The organism is Haloferax larsenii, assembly GCF_024730625.1.
GTDB classification, from domain to species: domain Archaea; phylum Halobacteriota; class Halobacteria; order Halobacteriales; family Haloferacaceae; genus Haloferax; species Haloferax larsenii.
This window is the reverse complement of sequence record NZ_CP078063.1, coordinates 1,416,462-1,441,605: the sequence shown is the minus strand read 5'-3', so window position 1 is coordinate 1,441,605 and position 25,144 is coordinate 1,416,462. Positions and strand designations below refer to the sequence as shown.

Sequence of the window (25,144 nt, the reverse complement as noted above, 5' to 3'; positions counted from 1 at the left end):
TCAGCACCAGCGTCAGTCGTGCTTCCGAGCGCGGACGGCGGCGACGACCAGTGCGACGAGTGACGCGAGGATACCGAACCCAGCAGCGTCTGCTGACGTCGACGTTCCATCGGTTGGGGGACTGGTCGGGTTCTCGGTCGGCGTACTGCTCGTGGTCGGTTCGGGCGACGACTGTGTCGTCACAGTCGGTGTCGGGGTCGCCGAGGGCGACGCAGTTTCGAGAGGCACGGCGTCGAGATTCACCACGACGCCCGCGTGGTCGGACGGCCACCGCTCGCCCTCCGGCGTTTCGATTCGGAGGTCGTCGCCGGTGACGAACCGAGTGGGGTCCGTTCCGTCGAATCCCCGGACGAAGACGTGGTCGACCGTCCGCGAGAGGTCGCCGCTCGTCAGGTCGCTGCTTCGGCAGCACGTCGGACCAACGTCGCCGGTGACTGGTTCGAGCGAGGCCGCGAGCGTGTCGTAGGCTTCGTCGTCCGGTGTCGCATTGACGTCTCCCGCGACGACGACTCGGCCGTCGCGCTTGTCGGCCCACGCAGCGAGTTCGGTCGCCTGCGCGGTTCGAATCTCGCTACTCGCCCGTTCGAGGTGTGTCGAACCGACGGCGAACGTCGGACCACCCGAGACAGACACCCTCGCGGCGGCAACCCCACGGGAGATTTCGACCGTCTCACCCCCCTCACCGAGTGGCACGGCGAGGCGAGCGTCGAGCGTCACGTTCGGTATCTCGGTCGATTCGACACCCTCGCGGACGAGAATCGCGTCTCTGTCGCGGAGTGTGACAGTCGTCTCGTCGCCGTCGACGAGACCCGGAAGCGAGACGCTCGTCGTCTCGGAGACGGCCGCGACGCGGTAGTCCGCGTCGGTGTCGTCGAGTGCCTGCGTCAACTCGTCGAGGAAGTCGACCGAGTCGGTACCGTCGGCGGCGACCGACGCGGCCTCTTGCAGGGCGACGACGCCTGCGCCGGTTGCGGCGAGTTCGTCTGCGAGCACGGCCATCCGGCGGGGGACGTCACTCGCGTGGACTGATTCGTACAGGTCGCCGACGACGCGGCGGCGTTGGGTCGCGTCTTCCGCGAACAGGACTGGCGTGAGACTCACGCCGAGACCGAGGTTCAGCGTCGCGATTCGTGGGCCGCCCGATGGTTCTGCGCGGGCGACTCCGACAACAGACGCAGCAAACGGAACTGTCGCTGCAGAGTGGAGGACGGTCCGGCGAGTCAGGCCGGGAGTCGTATCCGACGGGGAGGGCATTCAGAAAGCGCTTGGAAAGCGCGCCGGATAATCGTTGCCCGACGGCTCAGGCAGTCGTTAGTTTTCGTCGGCGCGGAGTTCACGAACGCGGTCGATGTTCCACGCGAAACTCTTGCCGTCTTCCGTCGGCGTCTCCAAGACGAGCGGAACCTCGTTGTCGACGATGGCGTCGTGGTTGATGAACGCGCGCATGCCTTCCTCGCCGATGAGGCCCTCGCCGATGTGGGCGTGTTCGTCCTTGTTCGTCCCGCATTCGTGTTTCGAGTCGTTCAGGTGGACGCACTTGAGGTGCTCCAGACCGACTTCGGCGTCGAGTTCCTCGAACGTCTCGTCGACACCTTCGGGCGTCGAGAGGTCGTAGCCCGCGGCGAACGCGTGGGCGGTGTCGAGACAGATGTCGAGGTCCTGTTTGGACTCTTCGAGGACGTACCCGAGGTGGGCGAAGTCGCCACCGAGTTTGGTTCCGGACCCGGCGTCGGACTCGATGAGAATCGTCACACCGTCGGGAACGTCGATTTCGTCGAGGACGGAGACGGCGTTGTCGAGGCCGCCGTCCACGCCCGCGCCGGTGTGGGCACCGAGGTGGACGTTCACGTAGGGGATGTCGAGTTTGGCCGCCGCGTCGACTTCCTTCTGCATGGAGTCGAGGGACTTCTCGCGGAGGCCGTCTTTCGGCGTACAGAGGTTGACCAGGTAGGAGGTGTGGATGACCCACGGTCCTTTCAGAGAGTCGCCCGTTCCGGTTCGGAAGGCATCGGCTTCGTCGTCGCCGATGTTAGGGTCCTGCCAGACCTGTGGTGAGTGGGTGAATATCTGTCCACAGTTCCCGCCGACGTCGAGTTGGTTTTCGACCGCGTTGTCGACGCCACCGGCGATAGAGACGTGTGCTCCTACTCGCATGGCGAACTCCACGGGGTACCCGAACAAAGGGACTTCGGAGTTGGTCGGTTCGGCGTCCGGAATCGATATGGCGCTTACTCCCCACCTCCCAGTATGACCGGGCTTTCTGTCGGAGCGACTGCCGACGATATCACACAGACACTCGTCGAACCAGGCGGCGAGACCGTCTCGCGGAGTCTTTCAGACCTCGTCGCCGAGAAACCCGTCCTGTTGTGTTTCTACACTGCAGACTTCAGTCTGGACTGCACGAAAGAGTGGTGTGCAATCCGCGACTTCGACTGGTTCTCGACGGGAAGCGACGTTCACGTGGTCGGCGCGAGTAAATCGAGTGTCGGGATGCACCGCCGGTTCATGGACGAACACGACCTGAACTTCCCGCTGTACGCCGACACCGACCTCGAACTGGCGTCGGCGTTCGACGTGGTCTACCGAACCTTCGGCGTCTCCAAGCGCGCCCGACGCTCCTGTTTTCTCATCGACGAAGACCTCACAGTCCGCTACCGCTGGCTGGGCGAACACTGGCTCGACCCCACCCGAGACATCCCGCCGCTGACGGAAGTGTACGAAGGCGTCGTCGAGGCGCTCGAATTAGACTCCCAAGAGACGTTCGGGTTCTGAATCGCGGCGGTCGAGGCGGGCGTTTTCGACCGCTCCCGCGCTCAGTTGGAAACTCTCACGCCGACGTTCAGTTGCGGATTTTCACGCCGACTTCGACTTCGGATTCCGGCGAACCCAGTCGTCAGTGTCGTACTTCTCTTCGACTCGCCGTCTCGCTTTGTCGAGTTCGTCGTCCGTCCACGACCCCGCTTCGGCCTCGACGAAGTCGGCGAGTGTCGATTCCAACTCCTCGACGAACGCCTCGCGAGAGACGTCGGCGAGTTCGTCGATGCCGACGACGCGCTCGCGGAACTCCGCGGGCGTCACGTCGTGGCCCTCGTGGACGCCGAGATGTGTCTCGGCGTCGACCGAGTAGGTGAGAGAGCCGTGTTGGATAACCGCGTCGCGGCGGCGGTACTGGGCGTTCCCCGCGACTTTCCGTCCCTCAGCGACCATGTCGTGAGCCGGGTGGAGCGCTCGAAGGTAGCAGGCCGGATGCCAGATGACGGGCATGTCGTCCTCGACGAAATCCACGTCGACGCCGACCGACCGAATCGCGTCGAGAATCGGCTCGCACAGCAGGTGATAACAGTCCATGAGGTCGCCCGGTAACTCGGCTTTCGGCGCGACGATGGAGTAGGCGACGTCACCGTAGTTATCGTGGTAGATGCCGCCACCGCCGGTCGGACGGCGCGTCACGTCGATTCCCTCGCGTTCGCAGTAGTCCCAATCGACCGTCTCGGGGTCCTGTCCGTACCCGAGCGAGAGACAACTCGGCTTCCACGAGTACACGCGGACCGTCCGGGGGCCGCCCTCGGCGGCCGTCTCCGCCGCAACTTCGTCGAGAGCCATCTGCATCGCCCCGGAGTGGACGTCTTCACGAATCAATCGCCACTCTCGGTCTGCAATCGCATCCGGCGCGTCGTTCATAGTCGAACATGGAACATCTGGGGGAAAGCGATTTCGACCGTGGGCTACGAAGCCAGCATGACCGACCAGTACGACCGACCCAGTACCTCACCACCCCAGCCGAGCGATTCGATTAAACCACGCCGCCGTGACGTTCCCGTATGCACTTCCACCGCGTCGCTTTCGCCGCGAGAGACCCAATCTCCCTGTGTGAGTTCTACGCCGAGACGCTCGGGTTCGCAGCGGTTCCGGGCTCACAGCGTTCCGTGACCGCTGGCGAGACGACAGTCTGGTTCGAACTCGGCGACACGGACCCGGGACACTTCGCCTTCACCGCCGACGCCGACATCGACTCCGTGGTGGCGTGGCTCGACGACCACGATATCGACATCCTCGAAACCGACGAGGGAGCAAGCATCCGATTCGAGTTCATGGAGGCCGACTCGGTCTACTTCGAGGACCCCGAAGGCAACGTCGTAGAATACGTCTGCTACGACGGGCAGTCGTCCGGCGAGTTCGACCCGAAGACGGACCTCGTAGGCGTGACAGAAGTCGGGCTGGTCGCCCGCGATGTCGATGCGTTCGTCGCCGCGCTGACCGACGCCCTCGACGTGGACGTGTGGAGCGACTTCGGCGAGGGAAGTGTCGTCTTCGTCGGCGACCAGACCGCACGGTTCGTCGTCGCAGCCGAGGGTCGACCGTGGTACCCGACGGACACCCCGGCAACCGTCGTTCCCGTGTCCGTGCAGTGCGACGCGACTGGAACCTTCGAACCCGAAGGATTGCCGCACCGCGTCAACGTCGAACAGTAGCGTCTCTCTCGAACAGGACGTCTCTGGCTACTGTGTCGTGGATTCGTCTCGGTAGGCTTCGATACGCTCGACATCTTCTTTGAGGTACTCGGGTGCGTCGTCGTGGTCACGAATCTCCTCGGGCGAGAGCCAGTGAACCGCGTCAACCTCGTCGGGGGCGCGGGCGTGGGCTTCACCGCCCTCGTACTCGCAGAGCGTGACGACGTTGATGCACTGTGTGCCGACAGCTTCGAAGGTTCGGCTGTGCACGTATTCGACTGACCCGACCTCGACGCCGACCTCTTCGTCGATTTCGCGACGAGCGGTCGATTCGATTGGCGCGGAGTGACCCGGCGGCTGCTCGACTTTGCCACCCGGGAATGCCAGCATACCAGCAGCGTGTTCTTCTTCAGCCGCACGCTCGATGAGGAGATACGTCCCGTCTCGGACGACCGCTCCCTCGACGTTCACGACGTAGGCGTACTGGTTCATCGTGACCGATGGTGCGCTGCACCACTGATAGTGATTTTCATCCCGCCACTCCCGTCCGAAGTAGTGACAGCCGACGGTCTCCGAGAGCTGGTTCTCCAGCACTCTGAGCAGCGGTTGGACCGGCGTCCATCGGTTCTGTATCGTCGTATGGGATTTATCGGATGTCGATTTGCCGACTCGCGGGCCTTTTACCCCTTGGTCGCGGAACACCTCACATGGTACGGAACGTCGCCGGCGTGATGGCCGAACTCGAGTCTGAGGACTTCTATCTCCTCTCGGGCGTCGAGCAGGGCATGCGCTTCAGCGAGTGGGTCAACCGCGAGAAACTCCCGAAGAACTCCGGGTTGACGAAAGAGGAGGTCGACTACCGCATCGACCGCTGTATGACCCGCGAACTCATCGAGCGCAAGACCATCCAGTACGAGGGGTACAAACTCACGGTCGAAGGGTACGACGCGCTCGCGCTGCGAACCTTCTCACAGCGGGACACCATCCAAGGCGTCGGCGCACCTCTCGGCGTCGGGAAGGAAAGCGACGTGCTGGAGGTGCAGTCGTTCAAACCCCTCGCCCTGAAGTTCCACCGCGAGGGCTACACCAACTTCCGCGAGGTCCGCCGCGAACGGGATTACACCTCGGACAACCACCACGTCTCGTGGCTCTACACCGCGCGCAAGGCGGCCGAGCGGGAGTACGACGCGCTGGAGACGCTCTTCCCGCAGGTGTCGGTCCCGCGTCCGGTGGACCACAACCGCCACGCCATCGTGATGGCAAAGCTCGACGGCGTCGAACTCTCGAAGGCGAAGCTCGCGTCCGAACAGGTGACGGGCGTGCTGGAGTTGATTCTCGACGAGATGGCGTCGGCGTACGATGCCGGATACGTCCACGCCGACATGTCCGAGTACAACGTCGCCGTCGGCGAGCAGGGAATCACCATCTTCGATTGGCCGCAGGCAGTTCCCACCGACCACGACAACGCCCGCGAACTCCTCGCACGCGACGTGAAGAACATCGTCCGCTACTTCCGCCGGAAGTATCCCGGCGAGATGCCCGACGACGTCGACTTCGACTCGCTGACTGACGCCATCGCCCGCAACGACTTCGAGCGCCTCGACGCCTACCGCGACTGAATTTCCGCCGAGACGCTCTGTCCCGCTCGTTTCTGTGCTGTTCGTTCGGTGAGCGATAGCCGCTTCTCTCGCAAATAAATCAAATGCCGCGATAGAGAATCACCTAACGGGCATCTCACGTCGTCCAAGAACAATTACCGACGCGTCTCGGCGTCGGACTCACCGAGCGTCTCGTGAACCGCGAGAACGAACGCCGGAACGACGACCATGAAGAGGTGTTCCTCCAGCGGGATGCCGAGCAAGTCGATGCCAGTCCGTAGTTGGATGGCGAAGATGCCGACTTCGAGCGAGTACCAGTCCCAGACGTACGCGACGGGGTAGACGACAGCGATAGTTCGAGCGACGCGGACTGCTGCCTCGCGCCCGGCGCGGGCAAGAACAACGGCTGCGACGCTCCCGAAGAAAACCTCCGTCGCGAGATAGGTGTAGGGGCCGAGCACGCCAATATCGGGGAGTCGAACGCCAGAGAGCGGGCGAAACGCCACGGCGACGACAAGGAGTGCGAGAAAGACGTACGACCCGCGGACGAGCAGCATCGTCGCGAGTTTCGGCGTCGCACCGCGGGCGACGAGCACGACGAGGACGAAGGGAAGGGTCGCAACCGCCGCGAAGGGTGGAAACTGCCCGTTAATCGAGCCTGCGACGACGAAGAAGAGACCAGCGCCGATGAGCGCGTAGGCGAGTTGAAACGCGGAGTCGAGGCCGAGAACCACCGAGACAGTTCGCTTGTCGATAGACCGGTCGTACTCGTAGTCGTCCGCGTCGTCGATGATTTTGATGCCGGCGAGGACGAGAAGGAGGACACCTGCAAACGCGAGCGGGGCGGCGGCGAGAGTGGCGGTCTGGACGTAGTACCCGCCGAGGATACTGAGCGCGATGCCGAGTGGATAGCCGACCGTCGCCGTCACGGGATTCGTGTCCAGTTGCGGGGCGTGGAAGAAGCCGAGGAGCCACCCCGGAAGGGTGAGGAGGACGACGCCGACATCGACCACGCCGACGAGCGCCGCGGTCGAAAGCGCGAATCCGAGTGTCGCGCCGCCGAGGCCGAGATAACACCCGCGTCGAGTCATCGGGTGGTCGTCGTCCTCGCCGCGGTGGTAGAAGTCGATGTAGCCGTCTTTCACGTGCGCGGTGTACACGCCGAAGAACACCGCGGCGGCGTGGAGTACCCCCGGCAACAGCGAGAACTCGCCCGCGAGGATGGCACCGAACCACGACGCCACCAGTGGCGGAAGCATAAACACCGGGTGGACCTGCGATGCGAGCGCGCCGAGCGCCGCTTTCGCTCCTGTTCCGTGTCGTGAGATAGACATACCCTAGCATAGTTGTCAACTACCTAAAACACTACACAGAGCAGCGTACCAGACCACGATTGCAACTGAAACAGCGACGACTCAGGAGGCGTGCTCGAGTTCGACGTACTCGGCTTCGAAGTCCTCGACGAACGCGCCGAGTCCACCGATGCTGTACGTGCCGTCGTCCGTCTCGATGACGAGCGTGTTCTCGACCGGGAAGGAGTTGTTCGCAGGTTCGAGCAGCCCCTGACGGATATCGACGATTCGGCCGTGGAGTTCGGTCGGGCCGTCGGTGTGGACCATACGACCGTGGGCAGTCACTTCGAGGTCGATATCCTCGCGGGCACAGAGCGCGGCCTGGAGGACGGCGTGGCGGAAGTTGTGATAGGTCGTCGGGAGCGGGTCCGGTTCGGAGATGTACGCCTCGGCAGCCATCGGCCAGTAGTTCCCGAAGAACGACCCGACGATGACCGGGCCGAGATGCGGTTGTGCGAAGACGATAGCCTGCGAGTCGGTGTTCGACCGCGCGACCATCTCACCGGGGGCGACGAGACCGATTCGAGAGTCCACGGTGAGCATCGTCGGCATGGGTTCGTGCCAGACGCGGACGAGCGACGCGAGACCGGCGAGCGAGAGTTCGTCGTGGGGTTCGACGCCGCTGATGACGAGCGAGATGAGAACGCCGCGTTCGCGGGCGGCACGCAGTTCGTCTTCGACCTCGTCGATGACGTCGTACGGGAGTGAGAGCGTGATTTCCGATTCGGCGCGACCGACGAGTTCGGCGATGCGCTTGATGACAGTGACGCGCGACTTGATGACCTCGAATCGCTCTTCGTCGCGCGCGGTAGCCGTGTATCGTGCTTCGAGCGCGGGGCGCATCGACGCCACGTTTTCGGAGAGCGATTCGATGACTTCGGCCGGCGGGCGGGGACGAATCGTCGTCGGCACGACGTGGTCGTTGACCTCGACGAAGCCCCGCTCTTCGAGCTCCTTGCTCACGCTGTAGACGTAGCGCTTGGAGACACCCGCCGCGTCGGCGATTTGACTCGCCTTCGCCTCCCCGAGTTCGAGGAGGGTCAGGTACGTGTCGACGACCTTCTCGGAGAGGCCGAACTGCTCCAAGTGGTCGGCGAGTTCGCGGTCGTCCATGGTGGGAGTGTCATCGACCACGGTACTTAATCACTCGACTCCGACGCGTCGGCGACGGTTCTGCGACGATTCTGCGGCACTGTACCCTCCGCCCATCCGATGATAGCAGTGTGACGTGTCATACTGCGACGTTCACCGACGGGGCTGATAGCGTTTCGGGAATCTATGAAAGTTTGAATGAGCATTACACCAAAGTTATTACTCACCGGAAAGAGACGAGTTATCAATGCAACTCCGTGACGCACTCGCCGATTACAAACGCCATGCGGACCACCCGACGCGGTTCCCTGGCGAACGACGAACGACGAGCGGCCGCTTTTCTGGACTCGGGGACAGACTCGTCCACGTCGAGACCGACGGCTCGGTCCGCGATTTCGGATTCCCACTGACCGGACGCTGGGGCGTCGAGCGCTCCCGATTTGGCGTCCGGCCGCGAGACGAAGACGCCGAGGTCGAGTGGTTCGACGACGACGCGACCCAGTCGTACGCCGGTGACGGCGGACTGGTCATCACGGAACACGAGACGGCGCTCGGAGACGTAACGCAGTACGACCTGACCACGGACGACGCGCACGTCACGCAGTTCGAGACGGACGCGGACGTCGAACTCGTCGCCTTCGTCCACTTCCAACCGGACGGCCGCGACACGCTCGTCGGGCAACTCACCCACGGCGACGCGGTCGAAGTGTACCACACCGAAGAACACGATTTCGTCGCGTCGTCGCCCGCATTCGACACCGTCGAAGGCCGCGTCCCAGAGCAGTTCGACGAACTGCTCGCCGACACACACGTCGAACTCCCTCGACCGCGCTCCGACGACCGCTACGAAGAGGGCCAACTGAGCGGTGCCGTGGTCGCAACGGTCCCCTTCGAATCTGGGACGGCGACCGTCGGGTCACTCGTCACCGACGAGAGCGAGACGGACCGCGACGAGGCGCTCGAAATCGTCCGGTCGCTCGTCGAACTGGACCGCGACGAACTCGAAGCACGCGCCGGAGCTGGTATCGCCGGGACCGTCCCCGACCATGCCGATGCGAGCGCGATGCGCGACGACCTGCGCGTTCTCTCTCTTCTCTCCGGTCCGCTCGGGCTTCGTATCGCCGGGCCGGACTTCGACCCCTACTACGCCTACTCCGGCGGCTACGGCTACACGTGGTTCCGCGACGATGCGGAAATCTCTCGGTTCCTCTTCGAATCCGACGAGCGACTCGGCCTCGACCTCGACGACTGGCACGCCCGGAGCGCCCGCGCCTACTGCCGAACGCAACGCGACGACGGTTCGTGGCCGCACCGCGTCTGGCCCTTCGACGGGTCGCTCGCGCCGGGGTGGGCGAATGCGCGGCTCGAATCGGGGGACGACGCCGACTACCAGGCCGACCAGACGGGCAGCGTCATTGCCTTCCTCGCGACGTTCTACGACGACTGCGACGACGAAGCCCTGCGCGCCGACATCGAAACGACGCTCGAAGCCGCGCTCGACAGCCTCGACGAGACGCTCGGTGACGATGGGCTCCCAGTCGAGTGCCAGAACGCGTGGGAGAACATGACCGGCCGATTCAGCCACACGGCGGCGACGTTCCTCGAAGCCTACGCGGCGCTCGCCACTTCGGGCCTCGACGACGACCTCACCGACCGAGCCGCCACGCGCGCCCACGAGGTGTACGACGGCGTGGACCTGCTCTGGAGCGACGAGCGCGACTGCTACGGCCTCCGACTCGCGGACGGCGAACTCGACGACCGATACGACTCCGCCGCGCTCGCGCTCGTGTCTGCCCACCGCGCCTACGACCGACTCGAAGCCGTCGGCGACGAGCGCATCGACCACCTCGTCACCCACGTCGAGTCCGTCTTCGACGGCCTCTGGCACGACCCCGATGAGAGCGACGTGAAGGGACTGGTCCGCTTCGAGGGCGACGACTGGCGGATGCGCGAGCAGTCGTCCGAAAAGATTTGGACGGTCTCGACCGCGTGGGGCGCGAACGCCGCCGTCGAACTCGGCGCGCTGCTCGCTGCTCGCGGCGACGAGCGCGCGGGCGACTTCTTCGACGAGAGTCGGTCGCTCCTCTCGCTCGTCCTCCCTGGCGGCCCGCTCTGCACCGACGAAGGCTACCTCGCAGAGCAGTTCTTCGACGACGGCACGCCCGACAGTGCGACCCCGCTCGGCTGGCCGCACGCGCTTCGGCTCGCGACGCTGGCGACGTTAGAGGTCGAGGCGACGGACGCGACGCGCTAGTCGGCGTCGGTATCGAGAACAGAGAAAAGTCGTTTTTCGACGGAATCAGTTCAGTCAGCGTCCCCCGCGACCAGCCGTGCTTACTGAACGGGGGCGGCCGTCTGCTTCGACTCGCGGTAGAGCAGCGATTCGCCGGTCTGCTTGTCGAAGACGTGGAGGTCGGACTCGTCGAACGTGACGCGAATCGAGTCGCCGGCAGACGGCTCGACGCCGGAGTCGACGCGGGCGATGAAGTCGGGCGCGACGTCGAGGTGGAGGTAGTTGTCGGAGCCGATTGGTTCGACGACTTCGACGGTGGTTCGGATAGCCTTCGAGTCGTCGGTCGTGGTCGTGGTGGTGATGTCCTCGGGGCGAATCCCGACGCGAACAGCTGGTTCACTGATTTCGTCGCGGAGGTGGGCGGCGAAGTCGTCGGACAGTTCGTAGGAGAACGGGCCGTCGTCGGCGACGAGGACCGTCGAATCGCCCTCGCGGTCGAGCGTCACGTCGACGAAGTTCATCGAGGGCGAGCCGACGAATCCGCCGACGAACTCGTTTGCGGGGTTCTCGTAGACGTCCTTCGGGCGGCCGACTTGCTGGAGTTTGCCGTCTTTCAGGATGACGATACGGTCGCCCATCGTCATCGCCTCCTCCTGGTCGTGGGTGACGTACAGCGAGGTGATGCCGAACTCGTTTTGGAGACGCTGAATCTCGGTGCGCATCGTCGTCCGGAGTTTGGCGTCCAAATTGGAGAGCGGTTCGTCGAACAGGAACACGTCGGGTTCGCGCACGATGGCGCGGCCGAGCGCGACGCGCTGTTTCTGCCCGCCGGAGAGTTCGTCCGGCTTGTCGTCGAGCAGGTCTTCGATGCCCATCATGCTGGCCGTCTCGCGGACGCGCGCTTCGCGTTCGTCCTTCGAGAGGTCGGTGCTCATCCGCAGGCCGAACGCCATGTTCTGCATGACGGTCTTGTGCGGGTACAGCGCGTAGTTCTGGAACACCATCGCCACGTCGCGTGTGCGGGCGCTCTGTTCGGTCACGTCCTCGTCGCCGATGCGAATCGTCCCGTCGGACGGCGATTCGAGACCGGCGACCATGCGAAGCGTCGTCGACTTCCCACACCCCGACGGTCCGACGACGGTGATGAACTCGCCGTCGTCCACCTCGAGCGAGAGGTCATCGACGGCGACGACGCGGCCCCTGTCGTACTCCTTCCGGAGCGTTTCGAGCGTGATTGTTGCCATTATATCCATGGCTCGGTGTGCCACAGTATAGTTCTTCCCCTCTTTTTCGAATGTGTGAAGCACAATTTCGTAGTAGTTTTATACTGGGGCGAGAGACCGTGAGACGCGTCTGAATGAGAGAGTCCGTCCCTGTCCGGGGACCAAGACGCACTTCTGGCACCTTATTTGTCTCCGCGAGCCGGTCGTGCCGCGAGCGGGAAGCACGACTGTCGCGTGAAATCGAGAATGAAAGTTTGTGGTGTATTCGAATGATTTAATATGTGAACTACTTATTCATCATCTATTCACACCATGGCACTGAATCGCAGAACCCTACTGAAGAACCTCGGCGTGGCTGGCTCTGCCGCTGCGCTCGCGGGTTGCGTTGGCGTCCAAGAGAGCTCCTCCGGCGAGTCTGGCGGCGACTCCGGTAGCTCCGGAAACTCCGGGAGTTCGAGCGACGAGACCACAGAAAGCAGTGCGGACGAGACGGTCGAAGCCGGAACGGCCTCGGTCTGGTACTCGCTTCCCGAGCCGGAGATTCCCGGTCGCAAGTCGGCGCTCGAACTGTTCAACGAAGAGTCGAAGCACACCATCAAAGGCTCCGACATCTCCGACATGCGCAAGAAGACGACGAGTGCGATTCCCGCAGGTCAGGGTCCGCAGTCGTTCGAGTGGGCGCACGACTGGGCCGGCGATTACTACCAGCGCGGGTTCGTCGTCGACCAGAGCGACCAAGTCGACGTCGACCTCGACGTGTTCACGAGTGCGGCCCGCGAGGCAATCCAGTTCAACGGCAACCTCGTCGGTCTCCCGCACGACGCCGAGACCGTGGCGCTCGTCTACAACAAGGACATCGTCGACGAACCGCCAGAGACGGTGGCCGACATGGTCTCCGTGATGGAAGAGTACCACGACCCGGACAACAACCAGTACGGTCTGGGCATGCCCTACGCTGACGGCTACTTCCTCAGCGCGTGGGCGCACGCCTTCGGCGGCTACTACTTCGACGACTCGGCGGACGAGCGCATCGGCGTGGCACTCCCCGAGACTATCGAGGGCGTCCAGTTCACCGTCGACAACTTCGTCCCGTACATGCCGAACGACCCGGCCTACGAGCCGCAGGCGGCCGCGTTCGCAGAAGGCAACGCCGCGTTCGCAATCAACGGCCCGTGGTACCTCTCGACGCTCAACGACAAGGGCGTCAACTACGGCGTGACCAAGCTCCCCACCCCCGAAGGCGGCTCGCCGAAGCCGTTTACGGGCATCACGATGTGGTACTTCGCCAAGGCGATGGAGGAAGGCGGTGCCGACGCCGCCGCCGGCCGCTCGTTCATCGAGTGGTACGCGACCAACGAGGACCTCGCGCTGAAGTCCGCTGAAGAACAGGGCAGCATTCCGGTCCTCAAAAGCCTCGTCGAGAGTGGCGACCTGCCGGAGAACGTGCAGGGCTTCTCCGAGGCCGTCCAACAGGGCCAGCCGATGCCGACTCACCCGGACATGGGCAAGGTGTGGGACCCGGTCAAGGCCGCGCTCACGAAGGCCTTCAACGGCAAAGACGTGAAGAAGGCGATGGAGACTGCCGACGCAGAGATTCGCAGCAACCTCGAATAACGACCTAAGCCAATGAGCACCGCATCACGTGTTGCCCGCCGCGTCGAGGACATTCCGTTTCTCGACAAGCGAGACGCTTCGCTCCTGTTCGTCCTGCCGGGACTGTTCGTCTTTTCGGCGTTCATGCTGTTTCCGGTCGTCTACCTCATCGGTATCTCGTTTACCGATGCGGCCCCGGCGAACCTGTTCGCTGGCGATGGCGCGTTTTCTGTCCTGACGTTCGGCGAGGCGACGTTCATCGGCATCGAGAACTACGCTGACGTGTTGTTCGGCGGGACGTTCAGTATCGTCCTGTTCGACCGCACCATCGTGACGCTCCCAATCAACGGGCAGTTCTGGAACTCCTTCGGAGTCACCTGGCTGTTCGTCGCCACGAGCGTCACGTTGAAGATTGCCTTCAGCCTCGCGCTCGCCCTCGTCGTGACCAGCGAGCGCGTCCGTGGCAAGCGCCTCATGCGCTCGCTTATCATCCTCCCGATGGGGCTGCCGTCCATCTTTACCATCACCGTCTGGCGCGGTATCTTCAGTTCCGCGGAGTTCGGACTGGCGAACCAGATTCTCGGGATGTTCGGTTTCGACACCGTCTCGTGGCTCAGCGAGCGCTGGCTGGCGTTCGCCGCCTACAACGTCACCGAGATGTGGCTCGCCTACCCGTTCATGGTCATCATCACGGTGAGCGCCCTCCAGGACGTTCCCGACGAACTCCACGAGGCGGCAATCGTCGATGGCGCGGGGTACCTCTCGCGGTTCTTCCACGTCACGCTGCCGTCTATCAAGCGGCCCGTGTTCTTCGCGTCCATCCTGACCGCGGCGGCGTCGTTCCAGCAGTTCCTCATCCCCTTCGTGTTCAACGAAGGCGGTCCGGCACGCCAGAACGAACTCATCGTCGTCTACGGCTACCGCGAAGCCCTCTCGTTCGCCGAGTACGGGCGTGGTGCGGCGATTAGCATCATCGCCCTCATGTTCATCGGCGCGTTCATGTGGCTGAACGTCAAGCGCGGCCGACTCGCCGACGGGGTGAACGACGCATGAGCCTCCTCGAGACGGTCGGCAAGAAGGTAAAAGAAGACGCCACGAACGTGGCGAAGGCCCCGGTGGAAGCGGCACAAGACGTGCGGTACACCGCTGAATCGGTCAGACGCGGCGACATCTCGCCGGTAGAGCCACTGAAGACGGCCGGTGCGACGCTCGGCGCGTTGGTGCTGGTCTGTCTGCTCTTGTTCCCGATTTACTGGATTCTCATCGCCGGACTGTCGGGGACGGGCGGGTCGATATACTCGTCGAGCGGGCTGAAGCTCTTCCCGGAAGCGCCGTCTCTGGTGCCGTTCCTCTGGGTCGTCGGCGACCTCATCGTCCCCGGATACGACATCTCGTTCAACATCCCGGCGACGAACTCGGCCATCGTGTTGAGCACGCCGCAACTCGCGTTCCTCGACGTGAGCGCCTTACAACCCGGCACTATCGGGCGAATCGCGTTCGGGTCCGTCGAGTTGTTCCCCGGCTTCGGCGTCGAACCCATCGAGAATCCGTCGTCGTTCAAGTCGTTCTTCTGGAACAGCCTGACGGTGGCGATTCCGACGGTCATCATCGCGATGATTCTCATCGTCCCGGCGGCCTACGCGCTGTCGCGCCGCGAGTTCATCTTCCGCCGGAAGATTCTGTTCATCTACGTCCTGTTGACGCAGGTCGGCGGTGGACTCGGAATCGCGCTGCTCATCGGGCTGTACACGGTGTACGTCCAACTCGGCATCAACGACAGCAAGCTCGCGTTGGCGGTGTACTACGCGGCGACGGCAGTCCCGTTCAACACGTGGCTCTTGAAGACCTACATGGACGGGATTCCGGTCTCCTACGAGGAGGCCGCGCTCGTCGACGGCGCACCACCGTGGCGCGTCGTGATCGAGATTATCCTCCCGCTTTCGACGGCGGGACTGGCGACGGTGTTCATCTTCACGTTCCTCACCGGATGGACGGAGTTCGTCGTCGCACAGACGCTCCTCGGGACCGAGAACTACACCCTCCCAGTCGGGCTGTACTCGCTCATCAGCGAGTACTCCATCCCGTGGGCGCGCTTCTCGGCGTTCGCCCTCACGTTCGCCTCTCCCATCATGCTCGTGTACCTCTTCGCACAGCGGTACATCGAAGGTGGGCTGTCGTTCGGCGGCGTCGAAGGTTAAGCCGGAACGCCCCCGGTGGTGCTCTCTTTATATTTGTTTAAGTAGCAATAGAAATATCTCATTTCTATCTTAAACCAATTTATCTAGAACTAGAAGATAACTATTTGTTATGAGATACTCATTCACGAATTATGCCATTCGACAGGCGAACGTTCCTGAAAGGGCTCGGATTGAGTGCAATCGGTATCGCCGGAAGCACCGGCACTGGAGGCGACGACCTCGCATTCGTCTCACAGGCGTCTGCGGCGACGCCGCCCGGCCACGCGGTGAACTTCGCAGACGACGTCATCTACCAGATTATCTCCGACCGATTCCACGACGGGAACTCCGACAACAATCCGACTGGCGAACTCGGAAGCGACTCCTGTTCGAACCTCCGGAAGTACTGCGGCGGCGACTGGCAGGGCATCATCGATAAGATTCAAAGCGGCTATCTGACCGACCTCGGGGTGTCGGCCATCTGGATTTCACCGCCGTTCGAGAACATCACCGCGGTCGATTCAGACATCGGAACCTCGTATCACGGCTACTGGGCGCGCGATTTCACCGACGCGAACCAGTTCTTCGGCGACATGGAGACGTTCGAACAGCTCGTCAGCGTCGCCCACCAAAACGGCATCAAAGTCGTCATCGACTTCGTGCCGAACCACACGTCGCCATCGACCGCCGACGACGAACTCGAAGACGGCGTCCTCTACGACAACGGAAGCTACGTCGCCGCCTACAACGACGACCCCGAGAGCTACTTCCACCACAACGGCGGCACCGACTATTCGAGCTACGAGGGGCAGATTTACCGCAATCTGTACAACCTCGCCGACTTCGACCAACACGAGGCGTACATCGACCAGTACCTGAAAGACGCCATCGAGCAGTGGCTGGATACGGGCATCGACGGCATCCGCGTCGACGCGGTGGCACACATGCCGCCGAAGTGGCAAAAGACGCTCGTCGATACCATCTATGACCACAAACCGGTGTTTACCTTCGGCGAGTGGTTCCTCGGCGCGGACCAGTCGAATCCGCGGTACTACGAGTTCTCGAACGACAGCGGCATGAGCCTCCTCGATTTCCGATTCGGACAGGAGATTCGGCAGGTCCTCCGCGACTTCACCGACGACTGGCACGGGTTCAAAGCCATGCTCGACGAGACCGCGGCGGAACACGACCAGGTCATCGACCAGGTTCCCTTCATCGACAACCACGACATGCCGCGGTTTACCGTCGAAGGCGGCGACACACGAAACACCGACATGGCGCTCGCGGTCCTGTTGACCTCGCGCGGGACGCCCACCGTGTACTACGGGACAGAACAGTACCTCACCGGTGGCAACGACCCCGACAACCGCAAGCCCATGCCGTCGTTCGACACGACGACGACCGCCTACGAGGTGATTCAGGAACTCACCGCGCTGCGCTCGTCGAATCCGGCACTCGCCTACGGTGACACCCAAGAGCGGTGGATAAACTCGGACGTATTCATCTACGAGCGCGAGTTCGGTGACAACGTCGTCCTCGTCGCCATCAACCGCAGTCTCGACTGGTACGACGTCTCCGGTCTCGTGACGTCGCTTCCTGAGGGGACCTACGACGACGTGCTCGGCGGCACCCTCGATGGGTTCTCGACGACCGTCAACGCCGACGGCTCTATCGACACCTTCTCGTTCGGCCCGCAGACCGTCTGCGTCTGGGAGTACACCGGAACCACGACCGAACCGGCACTCGGCCACGTCGGGCCGACGATGGGACAACCCGGCCACACGGTCGTCCTCAGCGGCGAGGGCTTCGGCGACACCGAGGGGACAGTCGAATTCGGCTCAACCGCAGCATCCATCGTCTCGTGGTCGGACACCGAAATCGAAGCGACCGTCCCCGCCGTCGCAGGCGGCTACTACGACATCACCGTCACCGACGCGAACGGCGTCCAGAGCGACGCGTTCTCGGGCTACGAAGTCCTCTCGGGCGACCAAATCTCGGCCCGGTTCGTCGTCAACGACGCGACCACAGACATGGGCGAGAACGTCTACGTCGTCGGCAACGTCCACGAACTGGGCAACTGGGACACCGACCGCGCAGTGGGGCCGTTCTTCAATCAGGTCGTCCACGAGTACCCGAACTGGTACTACGACGTGAACCTCCCCGCGGGGACGGACATCGAGTTCAAGTTCGTCAAAATCGCCGACGACGGCACCGTCACGTGGGAGTCGGGGTCGAACCGAACGTACACCACGCCGACGGACTCGACCGGCGAGTACACTGGCACGTGGAAGTAAAGACCAGCACGTGGAAGTGAAGTCGGACGACTGAATCGTCGAACCGCCTACCGCGGCACCGACCGCGTCGTCTCGACGACCGACCCAGATTCGTCCACAACGACCCGAAGCGTTTCGTCGCCCTGCCGAATCGGAACCGACACCGAAAGCGGGTCCTCCGAGACGACCGTCACGTCGCTGTCGTCGATACAGAAGTCGAACTCCCAGAACGGGCGGTCGTCGGGGCTGGTTCCGTGGTCTGCGAGGAACGAGACGACCGCGGGGTCGGCCAAGAGGCGGAGGCCAATCGTCGTCGCTATGGACGCACCGCAGTCGAGGCAGTCGCTCACCGCGGGATAGTCGAGATGGTGGTCGGATTCGGTTTCGACCTGCGTGCGCATCCGGCCGCGGCAGTACGGACAGACGCCTCGGTACGCGAGCGTGAAATCCCGCCAGAGACAGGTCCCGTAAGCGTCGAACAGCGAATCGGCGTCGCGGGTGGTCCGCCCGCGCGGCGGGAAATACCCGTAGTGGACGAGCGTCGAGCAGTCTGGGCAGGCGATTTCGACGTTCTCGTCGGCGTATCGCGCTCGGAGTTGGTTTCCGCAGGACGGGCACGCCGCGTCGATAGGGCGCTCTTCCGGCGGTGGCGACTCGCCGAAGCGTTCGTCGGTGACGATATCGACCGCTTTCGACCCTGCCGCACGGAGTTCGTAGCCGTCCTCGTGCTTGGCGACGAATCGCCCGACGAGCTTGCCGAGGTGGTAGTTGAACCGGCCGCTGTCTTCGAACCCCGCCGCCGACTGGAGTTCGACGAACGACTGTCGGCCGCCGTTTCTGAGGGCGACGAGGATGGCGATTCGGTCGGTGTCCGCGAGCGCGCCGATTGCGTCGGCCGCCTGCTCGACGTCGACGGTGAGTGAGTCCTCGTCAGCCATTACTCCTCACGCGGGCGCGGACGCGAAAACATCTTCCGCTCGGCGAGTGCGAACTGAAGAAATCTTCACACCCGGAACACCGCGGCAGCGACTCCCGGACACCACGACTGCCATCCAAGACACCGCGGCAGCAACTCCCGAACACCACGACCGCCACCCAAGGCACCGCGGCAGCGACACCCAGAAACGACGACAGCCACACCGCCGCGCTGGCTGGCGATTTCTCGCTCGTCGCAGTCGCGGTGCGGTCACAACACAGACGCTTGCCGAAACCACATCTCGGTAACAGAAGAAACCTTCAGAATAGGTTTAATGAGCAGTGTTGCGCCCGAATAGGTAATGCATCACCCCGGACCGCCGCGGTTCACCACTGTCGGCGAACCAGTCGAACTCGCACCGCGAAACCCCGACCCAGATGCGACCTTTCGGTGGACTCTCACCGACGCGCCCGAGGAGTCGAGTGCGACGCTCTCGGACGACCCCGTGGTCAACCTCGATTCGGACGTGCCGGGCGTCTACGTCGCCGAACTCGACGCCCCCGACGGGACTCACCGTGTGACCGTCCGCGTCTTCCCCGACCCGCGCCAGCCAGCACGGTTCTCCATCACGGCCGACGAGGTCGAACAGAACGCCGAGGGGTCGGACGACGAGGCCGAAGTGGGTGCCAGCGACTTCGATATCGACGCACTCGAATCGGCGTCCCTCATCGGGCCGTTCAACGACTTCACGCTGGGCGCAGACCGGGTCGAGCGCGACGGCGACGAGTGGAGCGTGGACGTTCGCCTCCCGCCGGGTGACCACGACGCGCTTTTCGCGTTCGACGACGAGTTCGACCCGTACGCGACGGCCGAGGTGACTATCGAGGGGGCGGGCCGACCGAACATCCGACTCGATGGCCGCGTCGAGGGCGACGAAGTCGTCGTCGAGGCAGAGGCGCGACCGGCACCCGACGGGAGAGAACCGACAGTCGAGTTCTACTTCGACGACCGCGACGACCTCGACGAATCGGCAGTCGAAATCAACGGTAACCGCGTGGTCGTCGGCCGCGAGGCCCTTCCGACTCTCTCGCGGGTTCACGCTGTCGCCGTGAGCGAGGAGCCGCACCCCGACGAGGACGGCGAGACCATCGAACGGGCGAGTATCGCCGACACGCTCGAAATCCGTGCCGACGGAGAGGCGGTCGGCTTCTCGAACCCCGCCGACGCGCCCGAGTGGCTGGACGACGCGACGATGTACCAGATATTCGTCCGCGAGTTCGCCGGTGAAACCGTCGAGACGACGTTCACCGAAATCAAGCGCCGCGTTCCGTACATCGAATCGCTCGGCGTGGACGTGGTGTGGTTCACGCCCGTCTGCGAGAGTCCGACCCGCCACGGCTACCACATCACCGACTTCTTCGACACCGCGACAGACCTCGGCACGCGAGAGGAGTTCGAATCGCTCGTCGACACGCTCCACGAAGCGGGAATCACGGTCATCTTCGACCTCGTCATCAACCACACCTCTCGGGACCATCCGGCGTTCCAACTCCACCGAGCGGGCGTCGCCGAATACGAGGACTACTACGAACGCGTCCCGGCCGAACAGGACGCGTCGGGCATCGACTGGGCGGGCGACGACGCGCCCGGCATGTACTTCAACTGGGCGCGGATTCCCAATCTCAACTACGACTCGCTGGACGTGCGAGCGTGGATGCTCGACGTCATCGACGAGTGGGTCGACGTGGTCGATGGCTTCCGATGCGACGTGGCGTGGGGCGTCCCCCACGGTTTCTGGAAGGAAGTTCGAGAGCGCCTGAAGGCCGAAAACGACGACTTCCTCCTCCTCGACGAGACGGTCCCGCGGGACGTTCAGTTCCGGGAAAACGAGTTCGACTACCACTACGACACCGACCTGTACGACACGCTCCGCGACATCGGGACCGGCGACGCCCCGGCGTCTGCGCTATTCGACGCGCTCGTCGAGGCCGACCACCACGGCTTCCCGGACGAAGCAGTCCACATGCGCTACGTCGAAAATCACGACGAGACGCGCTATGCGACCGAGTGCGAGGACGGGACCCTCCGTCCTGCCGCGGCGGCGACGTTCACCCTTCCCGGCGTGCCCATGATTTACTACGGGCAAGAACGCGGCGTCCCGGAACAGCGCGGCACGATGCGCTGGCACGACGGCGACGCCGACCTGACCGACTTCCACCGGCGACTCGTCGCCCTCCGAAACGAACACCCCGCGCTTCGTTCCGACCGCGTGTCGAAAGCGAGCGTCGAGGTCGAATCGGGCGACGCCGACTCGGTCGTCGCCTACCGCCGCGCGGGCGAAGACGAGTCGTTGCTTGTCGTGCTGAACTTCGATTCGTCGCCTGCGACGGTGTCGCTGGAGGCGGACTGTGAGACCGAAGACCTCCTTAGTGGGGTCGATGTGGCGGCCAACTCTAGTGCTGAGACGGCGAAAGGGACCTGCGTCGAGGTCGCCGACGTGGTCGTCTTGCGGGAGTAAAATAAGCACTAGGCGAACCGGAACAGAGGAGGGAATCAGTCGTCGTCCAAGAGGAACCGCATCGCACCGGGGAACCGGCGCGCCCACGCGTGTTCTCGGTGGACGCCGCCTTCGTCGACGAGGAATTCGACGTCGTCGTATCCTTTCTCGCGCAGTAACTCGACCATGCGCGCAGCGTCGTCGATGTACAACTCACAGCGGTCGGGGTCGTCCATGGATTCGGTGTCGCCCACGTCGACGTAGATGCGAGCGGGAGTGAACGGTTGGGCTTCGACGTACTCGAATATTTCCTCGCCGGACCACCAGAACGCGGGGCTCATCGCCCCGAGGAAACCCACCTTCTGGGGGTACTCGAACAACGCGTAGAGGCTGATGAGACCGCCGAGCGAAGACCCGAGCAGTCCGGTCGCTTCTTTCTCGGGTCGCGTCCGAAACGTCTCGTCGACGAGCGGCTTTACCTCCTCGAAGAGGAACTGCAGGTAGCTATCGGCACCGCCGCCACCGAACTCCGGGTGCGGGTGGGGCGTGTACTCGACCGTCCGGTCGTCGCCCGCGTTCGGGACGCCGACCACGATTGCGTCGAGGCCCTCGTCGTGCAGTTCGTCCATCGCCTGATGGATGTCCCACGACCCGGAGTAGCTGGTCGCCTCGTCGAAGACGTTCTGGCCGTCGTGCATGTAGCACACCGGGTATCGCCTGTTCGACTCGTCGTAATCGGGTGGGAGATAGACGAGCAGATGGCGCTCGAAATCGAGATACTCCGACGAGAGTTCGTCGGAGATGCGGACGTCGCCGTCGACGGGGTCCTCGTCGTCGAGGTCGTACGGCCGCCAGTCGATGTCGGTGAGCATGGTCCACAGATTCGAAAGCGGGATGAAAAGTCATCTGTTTGAGCTTTCTCCCCACCAAACCGTTCAGGGAGTGACTAGCCACCAACGAACCGTTGGTACACTGCTGTTTTGGCACCGTACGCCAGATAGCTCGCCAACCCAAGCGAGAGGACAATCGGTACGAAGAGTGTGATGAGCGACGAGTTGAAGCTGGGTACTGAGATACCGGCGACGGCGAGAGCGACCGAACTGAGACCCATCAAAAGAGTGAGAACGAACACCGACGGCAGAAAGATGACGAGAAATTCTACCGCCCGGTCACCAGTACCGCCCCTCTCAGTTAGCACGTACCCGCCAACCGCGCCGAGACAGGCGACCACAGTGATTCCGGCCCCGCCATCAAGACTAACGCTGGTTCGAGTCGCAATCAGGTACTCGCCGTACGCGACGAAGCCCGCCATTCCGAGAAAGAACCCAGCAACAGCACCCGCTACTGCACCCAGTAGCCGCCCTCGGTTCTGACGATACCACTCTGTATCGACCCGGTAGGCCAGCACGTACGAACCCACGAAGACCGCAATTGCAGTGAGGGTCGGAAGGACGAAGAACGGAACGGTGTACAGTCGTCCTCCGAGTATCGATTGGAACGCCATCGTCGGAACGATTGCGAGGGTCCACCCGGCAACGAGCGACCCGACGAACACGACACGATTGCGGTATGCCGACGCCGAAGTCGCCGCGTTTCTGTTGGTCACCCAGCGGTAGCCACCGATTCCGCCGACGACGAGGGCGAGTGGTGTTGCGAACTGAATCGACGTTACCCAATCGGGTGGGAAAAACGCCTCAGTCGTCGCTCGGTGGTGATTTCGGAGCAACCGAGCGAACGTATCCAGCAAAAACGCCTGCACCAATCCCCACTGGAGGGCGGTCACACGCGCCTGTTTCTTCGTGGAGGGGACATCTGAGGACGGCATATTCAGCACGTTTCCTCGCAACGTTCTTATACTATGTTGACACGTAATCGACGGAGTTTCTCCCGCGTGGACTTCCGTGTGTACGCGTTACACGCCAGCTCTCAATCCGAAGTTCTTAACCCTCCCCTGTTGGTAGTTCCGCCAACTCGCTGGCATGCGGGCACGCCAGAGGGCACCCGTCACGTACGGGACGAAATGTGGTCATCGAGGGATGGTCCCTCATTCGACTGAATCGCAAGCGCCCGCGGTGATATACAATGGCACGAAGCTTCTATTCCCACATCAAGGAAGCGTGGAAGACCCCGAAGGAAGGCAAACTGGCCGAACTCCAGTGGCAGCGAAAACAGGAGTGGCGCGAGCAGGGTGCTATCGAGCGCATCGAGCGTCCCACCCGCCTCGACAAGGCGCGTGAACTCGGCTACAAGGCTAAGCAGGGCATCGTCATGGTCCGCGTCTCCGTCCGCAAGGGTGGCGCGCGCAAGCAGCGACACAAGGCTGGCCGCCGTACGAAGCGCCAGGGTGTCAACCGCATCGGTCGCCGCAAGTCCATCCCGCGCATCGCGGAGGAACGCGCCTCGCGCAAGTACCCGAACATGCGTGTGCTGAACTCCTACGGCGTCGGTCAGGACGGCTCCCAGAAGTGGCAGGAAGTCATCCTCGTCGACCCCGAGCACCCGGCCATCCAGAACGACGACGAACTCAACTGGATCTGCGACGACGCCCACGACGGCCGCGCCTTCCGCGGTCTCACCAACGCGGGCAAGAAGAACCGCGGCCTCCAGAACCGTGGTAAGGGTACGGAACACGTCCGTCCCTCCATCGGTGCGAGCCGCGGCCGCGGTAAGTAACGCCCGCGCACCGCAACAAATTCTCTCGTTTATCGACTGCTGAGCGACTGCTGACTCGTGAGTACGAGACCGACGAGGCCAGGCCCCACGACAGCGACGACGAGTTCGAGAGCGACGGCTACGAGAAGGAGGACGCTGAGTCCACAGAATCCGGCGAGACAGGTCGTCGCGCCGTCGAGGTGAAGCAGATGGCCATCTGTCGGCCCACCGGGTGCGACGAAGAGTCCGAACACGACCAGCATCGCAACCGGCCACCCGTACGTCACCTGCCGCAACGCCGTCTCCGAATCGACACCCCGCAGGCGACGAACGAGGGACTGGCCGAGGAAGAGCGGAGCCGTCCACAGCACGACGAATGCGGCGACGCCCGAGGCGACGAGTGCGGCCGCCACGCCCCACAGCGAGCCACCGCCCGCGACCGCCCAGACGACCGCCGTTCCGACGAGGTACAGCAGGCTCACGCCCAAAAGTGAGCGTCGAAGACCGGCGCTGAACGACCGCGACCCACGACGCCACGAGAGGTACGCGCCGAGCGTCACGAGCGTCGCGACACCAGCAGTTACGACGAAGACGAAGACCGGGAGCAGTCCAGTCGGGAGAGCCATACCTAGAACATCAATTCACTGTCAGAAAAACGTAGGTGCTCAGAACGGTGCCGACGGGCCGAGGTCCGCTTCGCTGTCTTCAGTTCCCTGTTCGACTTCGCCGTCCCAGCCGTCAAAGCCGCCGCGGAGGCTGCTCACGTCGGCCTCGACGTTCTCGTCGAGGACGGACGCGACGCGCTTGGAACTCTTGCCGACGTAGCAGGAGACGACGACTTCGTCGGGCCACTCGCGGTCGAACACCTCGGGGCCGAGCGTCGCCGCCGGGAGGTTCTCCGACCCGGGGATGTGCCCCGAGGCGAACGAAGAGGGGTCTCGAATATCGACGACGGCCAGCGGGTCGTCGTCGGCCAGTCGCTCGCGGAGTTCGTCGGGGGTCGTCTCTGCGACCATACGAGGCAGTCCGACCGAAGCGGGAAATGTACGTCGCTTCCGGCGAACGAGAAACACCAGACGCACGCGAG

The 25,144-nt window shown here is 63.4% G+C and carries 22 protein-coding genes; 10 read left to right on the top strand and 12 right to left on the bottom strand.

Features of this window, described 5'->3' with window-relative positions; genetic code table 11:
• Positions 1-12 precede the first annotated feature (12 nt).
• Together KU306_RS07505 and KU306_RS07500 are read right to left on the bottom strand one after the other, a co-directional pair.
• On the bottom strand, positions 13-1,254 hold the full coding sequence (locus KU306_RS07505) for an endonuclease/exonuclease/phosphatase family protein (protein ID WP_258303317.1): 1,242 nt from the start codon (positions 1,252-1,254) through the stop codon (positions 13-15).
• A 57-nt stretch (positions 1,255-1,311) separates the two neighbouring features.
• A complete protein-coding gene (locus KU306_RS07500; protein ID WP_258303316.1) occupies positions 1,312-2,154 on the bottom strand; it encodes a deoxyribonuclease IV in 843 nt (280 codons plus the stop codon).
• A 93-nt stretch (positions 2,155-2,247) separates the two neighbouring features.
• Between KU306_RS07500 and KU306_RS07495 the strand changes: the two genes are divergently transcribed.
• Complete coding sequence (locus tag KU306_RS07495) at positions 2,248-2,772, top strand: redoxin domain-containing protein (protein ID WP_258303315.1); 525 nt, start codon at positions 2,248-2,250, stop codon at positions 2,770-2,772.
• An 81-nt stretch (positions 2,773-2,853) separates the two neighbouring features.
• Here KU306_RS07495 and KU306_RS07490 read toward each other — a convergent pair whose 3' ends face one another.
• The gene (locus KU306_RS07490; protein ID WP_258303314.1) at positions 2,854-3,681 is read right to left on the bottom strand and encodes a lipoate--protein ligase family protein; all 828 of its coding nucleotides are present in this window, start codon (positions 3,679-3,681) and stop codon (positions 2,854-2,856) included.
• Between the two features lie 140 nt (positions 3,682-3,821).
• Here KU306_RS07490 and KU306_RS07485 point away from each other — a divergent pair, with 140 nt between their 5' ends.
• On the top strand, positions 3,822-4,472 hold the full coding sequence (locus KU306_RS07485) for a VOC family protein (RefSeq protein WP_258303313.1): 651 nt from the start codon (positions 3,822-3,824) through the stop codon (positions 4,470-4,472).
• A gap of 27 nt (positions 4,473-4,499) precedes the next feature.
• On the opposite strand, the gene KU306_RS07480 is transcribed toward KU306_RS07485, so the two are convergent.
• Complete coding sequence (locus KU306_RS07480; protein ID WP_258303312.1) at positions 4,500-4,943, bottom strand: NUDIX domain-containing protein; 444 nt, start codon at positions 4,941-4,943, stop codon at positions 4,500-4,502.
• Between the two features lie 215 nt (positions 4,944-5,158).
• Here KU306_RS07480 and KU306_RS07475 point away from each other — a divergent pair, with 215 nt between their 5' ends.
• Positions 5,159-6,070, top strand: a complete 912-nt coding sequence (locus tag KU306_RS07475) for a serine/threonine-protein kinase RIO2 (RefSeq protein WP_007544906.1) — start codon at positions 5,159-5,161, stop codon at positions 6,068-6,070.
• 134 nt (positions 6,071-6,204) lie between these two features.
• Here KU306_RS07475 and KU306_RS07470 read toward each other — a convergent pair whose 3' ends face one another.
• Positions 6,205-7,383, bottom strand: a complete 1,179-nt coding sequence (locus tag KU306_RS07470; RefSeq protein WP_258303311.1) for a lycopene cyclase domain-containing protein — start codon at positions 7,381-7,383, stop codon at positions 6,205-6,207.
• A gap of 81 nt (positions 7,384-7,464) precedes the next feature.
• A complete protein-coding gene (locus KU306_RS07465; protein WP_258303310.1) occupies positions 7,465-8,514 on the bottom strand; it encodes a TrmB family transcriptional regulator in 1,050 nt (349 codons plus the stop codon).
• Between the two features lie 226 nt (positions 8,515-8,740).
• Here KU306_RS07465 and KU306_RS07460 point away from each other — a divergent pair, with 226 nt between their 5' ends.
• A complete protein-coding gene (locus KU306_RS07460) occupies positions 8,741-10,747 on the top strand; it encodes a DUF7997 domain-containing protein (RefSeq protein ID WP_258303309.1) in 2,007 nt (668 codons plus the stop codon).
• 80 nt (positions 10,748-10,827) lie between these two features.
• Here the strand turns inward: KU306_RS07460 and KU306_RS07455 are convergent, their stop codons facing one another.
• Positions 10,828-11,970, bottom strand: coding sequence for an ABC transporter ATP-binding protein (locus KU306_RS07455; protein ID WP_007544900.1), 1,143 nt, complete (start codon positions 11,968-11,970; stop codon positions 10,828-10,830).
• 291 nt (positions 11,971-12,261) lie between these two features.
• Between KU306_RS07455 and KU306_RS07450 the strand changes: the two genes are divergently transcribed.
• The 4 genes from KU306_RS07450 to KU306_RS07435 all read left to right on the top strand — a co-directional run bounded on the left by KU306_RS07450 (position 12,262) and on the right by KU306_RS07435 (position 18,013).
• Positions 12,262-13,563, top strand: coding sequence for a substrate-binding domain-containing protein (locus KU306_RS07450; protein WP_258303308.1), 1,302 nt, complete (start codon positions 12,262-12,264; stop codon positions 13,561-13,563).
• A 12-nt stretch (positions 13,564-13,575) separates the two neighbouring features.
• Positions 13,576-14,595 (top strand): carbohydrate ABC transporter permease, encoded by a 1,020-nt coding sequence (locus KU306_RS07445; RefSeq protein ID WP_007544896.1) that lies wholly within the window; start codon positions 13,576-13,578, stop codon positions 14,593-14,595.
• Entirely contained in the window at positions 14,592-15,740 is a 1,149-nt protein-coding gene (locus KU306_RS07440; protein ID WP_007544894.1) for a sugar ABC transporter permease, read from the top strand. The genes KU306_RS07445 and KU306_RS07440 overlap by 4 nt, the downstream gene beginning before the upstream one ends.
• A gap of 131 nt (positions 15,741-15,871) precedes the next feature.
• Positions 15,872-18,013 (top strand): alpha-amylase family glycosyl hydrolase, encoded by a 2,142-nt coding sequence (locus KU306_RS07435; protein ID WP_258303307.1) that lies wholly within the window; start codon positions 15,872-15,874, stop codon positions 18,011-18,013.
• Between the two features lie 47 nt (positions 18,014-18,060).
• On the opposite strand, the gene KU306_RS07430 is transcribed toward KU306_RS07435, so the two are convergent.
• On the bottom strand, positions 18,061-18,930 hold the full coding sequence (locus tag KU306_RS07430) for a DUF7351 domain-containing protein (RefSeq protein ID WP_258303306.1): 870 nt from the start codon (positions 18,928-18,930) through the stop codon (positions 18,061-18,063).
• A gap of 339 nt (positions 18,931-19,269) precedes the next feature.
• Between KU306_RS07430 and KU306_RS07425 the strand changes: the two genes are divergently transcribed.
• Positions 19,270-21,426, top strand: coding sequence for an alpha-amylase family glycosyl hydrolase (locus KU306_RS07425; RefSeq protein ID WP_258303305.1), 2,157 nt, complete (start codon positions 19,270-19,272; stop codon positions 21,424-21,426).
• Between the two features lie 35 nt (positions 21,427-21,461).
• Here KU306_RS07425 and KU306_RS07420 read toward each other — a convergent pair whose 3' ends face one another.
• Positions 21,462-22,277, bottom strand: a complete 816-nt coding sequence (locus KU306_RS07420; protein ID WP_007544890.1) for an alpha/beta hydrolase — start codon at positions 22,275-22,277, stop codon at positions 21,462-21,464.
• Positions 22,278-22,351: 74 nt separating this feature from the next.
• Positions 22,352-23,230 carry a hypothetical protein gene (locus tag KU306_RS07415; protein WP_258303304.1) on the bottom strand — a complete coding sequence of 293 codons (879 nt, stop codon included), beginning with the start codon at positions 23,228-23,230 and terminating at the stop codon, positions 22,352-22,354.
• 257 nt (positions 23,231-23,487) lie between these two features.
• Here KU306_RS07415 and KU306_RS07410 point away from each other — a divergent pair, with 257 nt between their 5' ends.
• Positions 23,488-24,078 carry a 50S ribosomal protein L15e gene (locus tag KU306_RS07410; RefSeq protein WP_007544888.1) on the top strand — a complete coding sequence of 197 codons (591 nt, stop codon included), beginning with the start codon at positions 23,488-23,490 and terminating at the stop codon, positions 24,076-24,078.
• A 29-nt stretch (positions 24,079-24,107) separates the two neighbouring features.
• On the opposite strand, the gene KU306_RS07405 is transcribed toward KU306_RS07410, so the two are convergent.
• Positions 24,108-24,683 carry a hypothetical protein gene (locus KU306_RS07405; protein WP_007544887.1) on the bottom strand — a complete coding sequence of 192 codons (576 nt, stop codon included), beginning with the start codon at positions 24,681-24,683 and terminating at the stop codon, positions 24,108-24,110.
• A gap of 39 nt (positions 24,684-24,722) precedes the next feature.
• The gene (locus tag KU306_RS07400; RefSeq protein ID WP_007544886.1) at positions 24,723-25,073 is read right to left on the bottom strand and encodes a rhodanese-like domain-containing protein; all 351 of its coding nucleotides are present in this window, start codon (positions 25,071-25,073) and stop codon (positions 24,723-24,725) included.
• Positions 25,074-25,144: the final 71 nt, after the last annotated feature.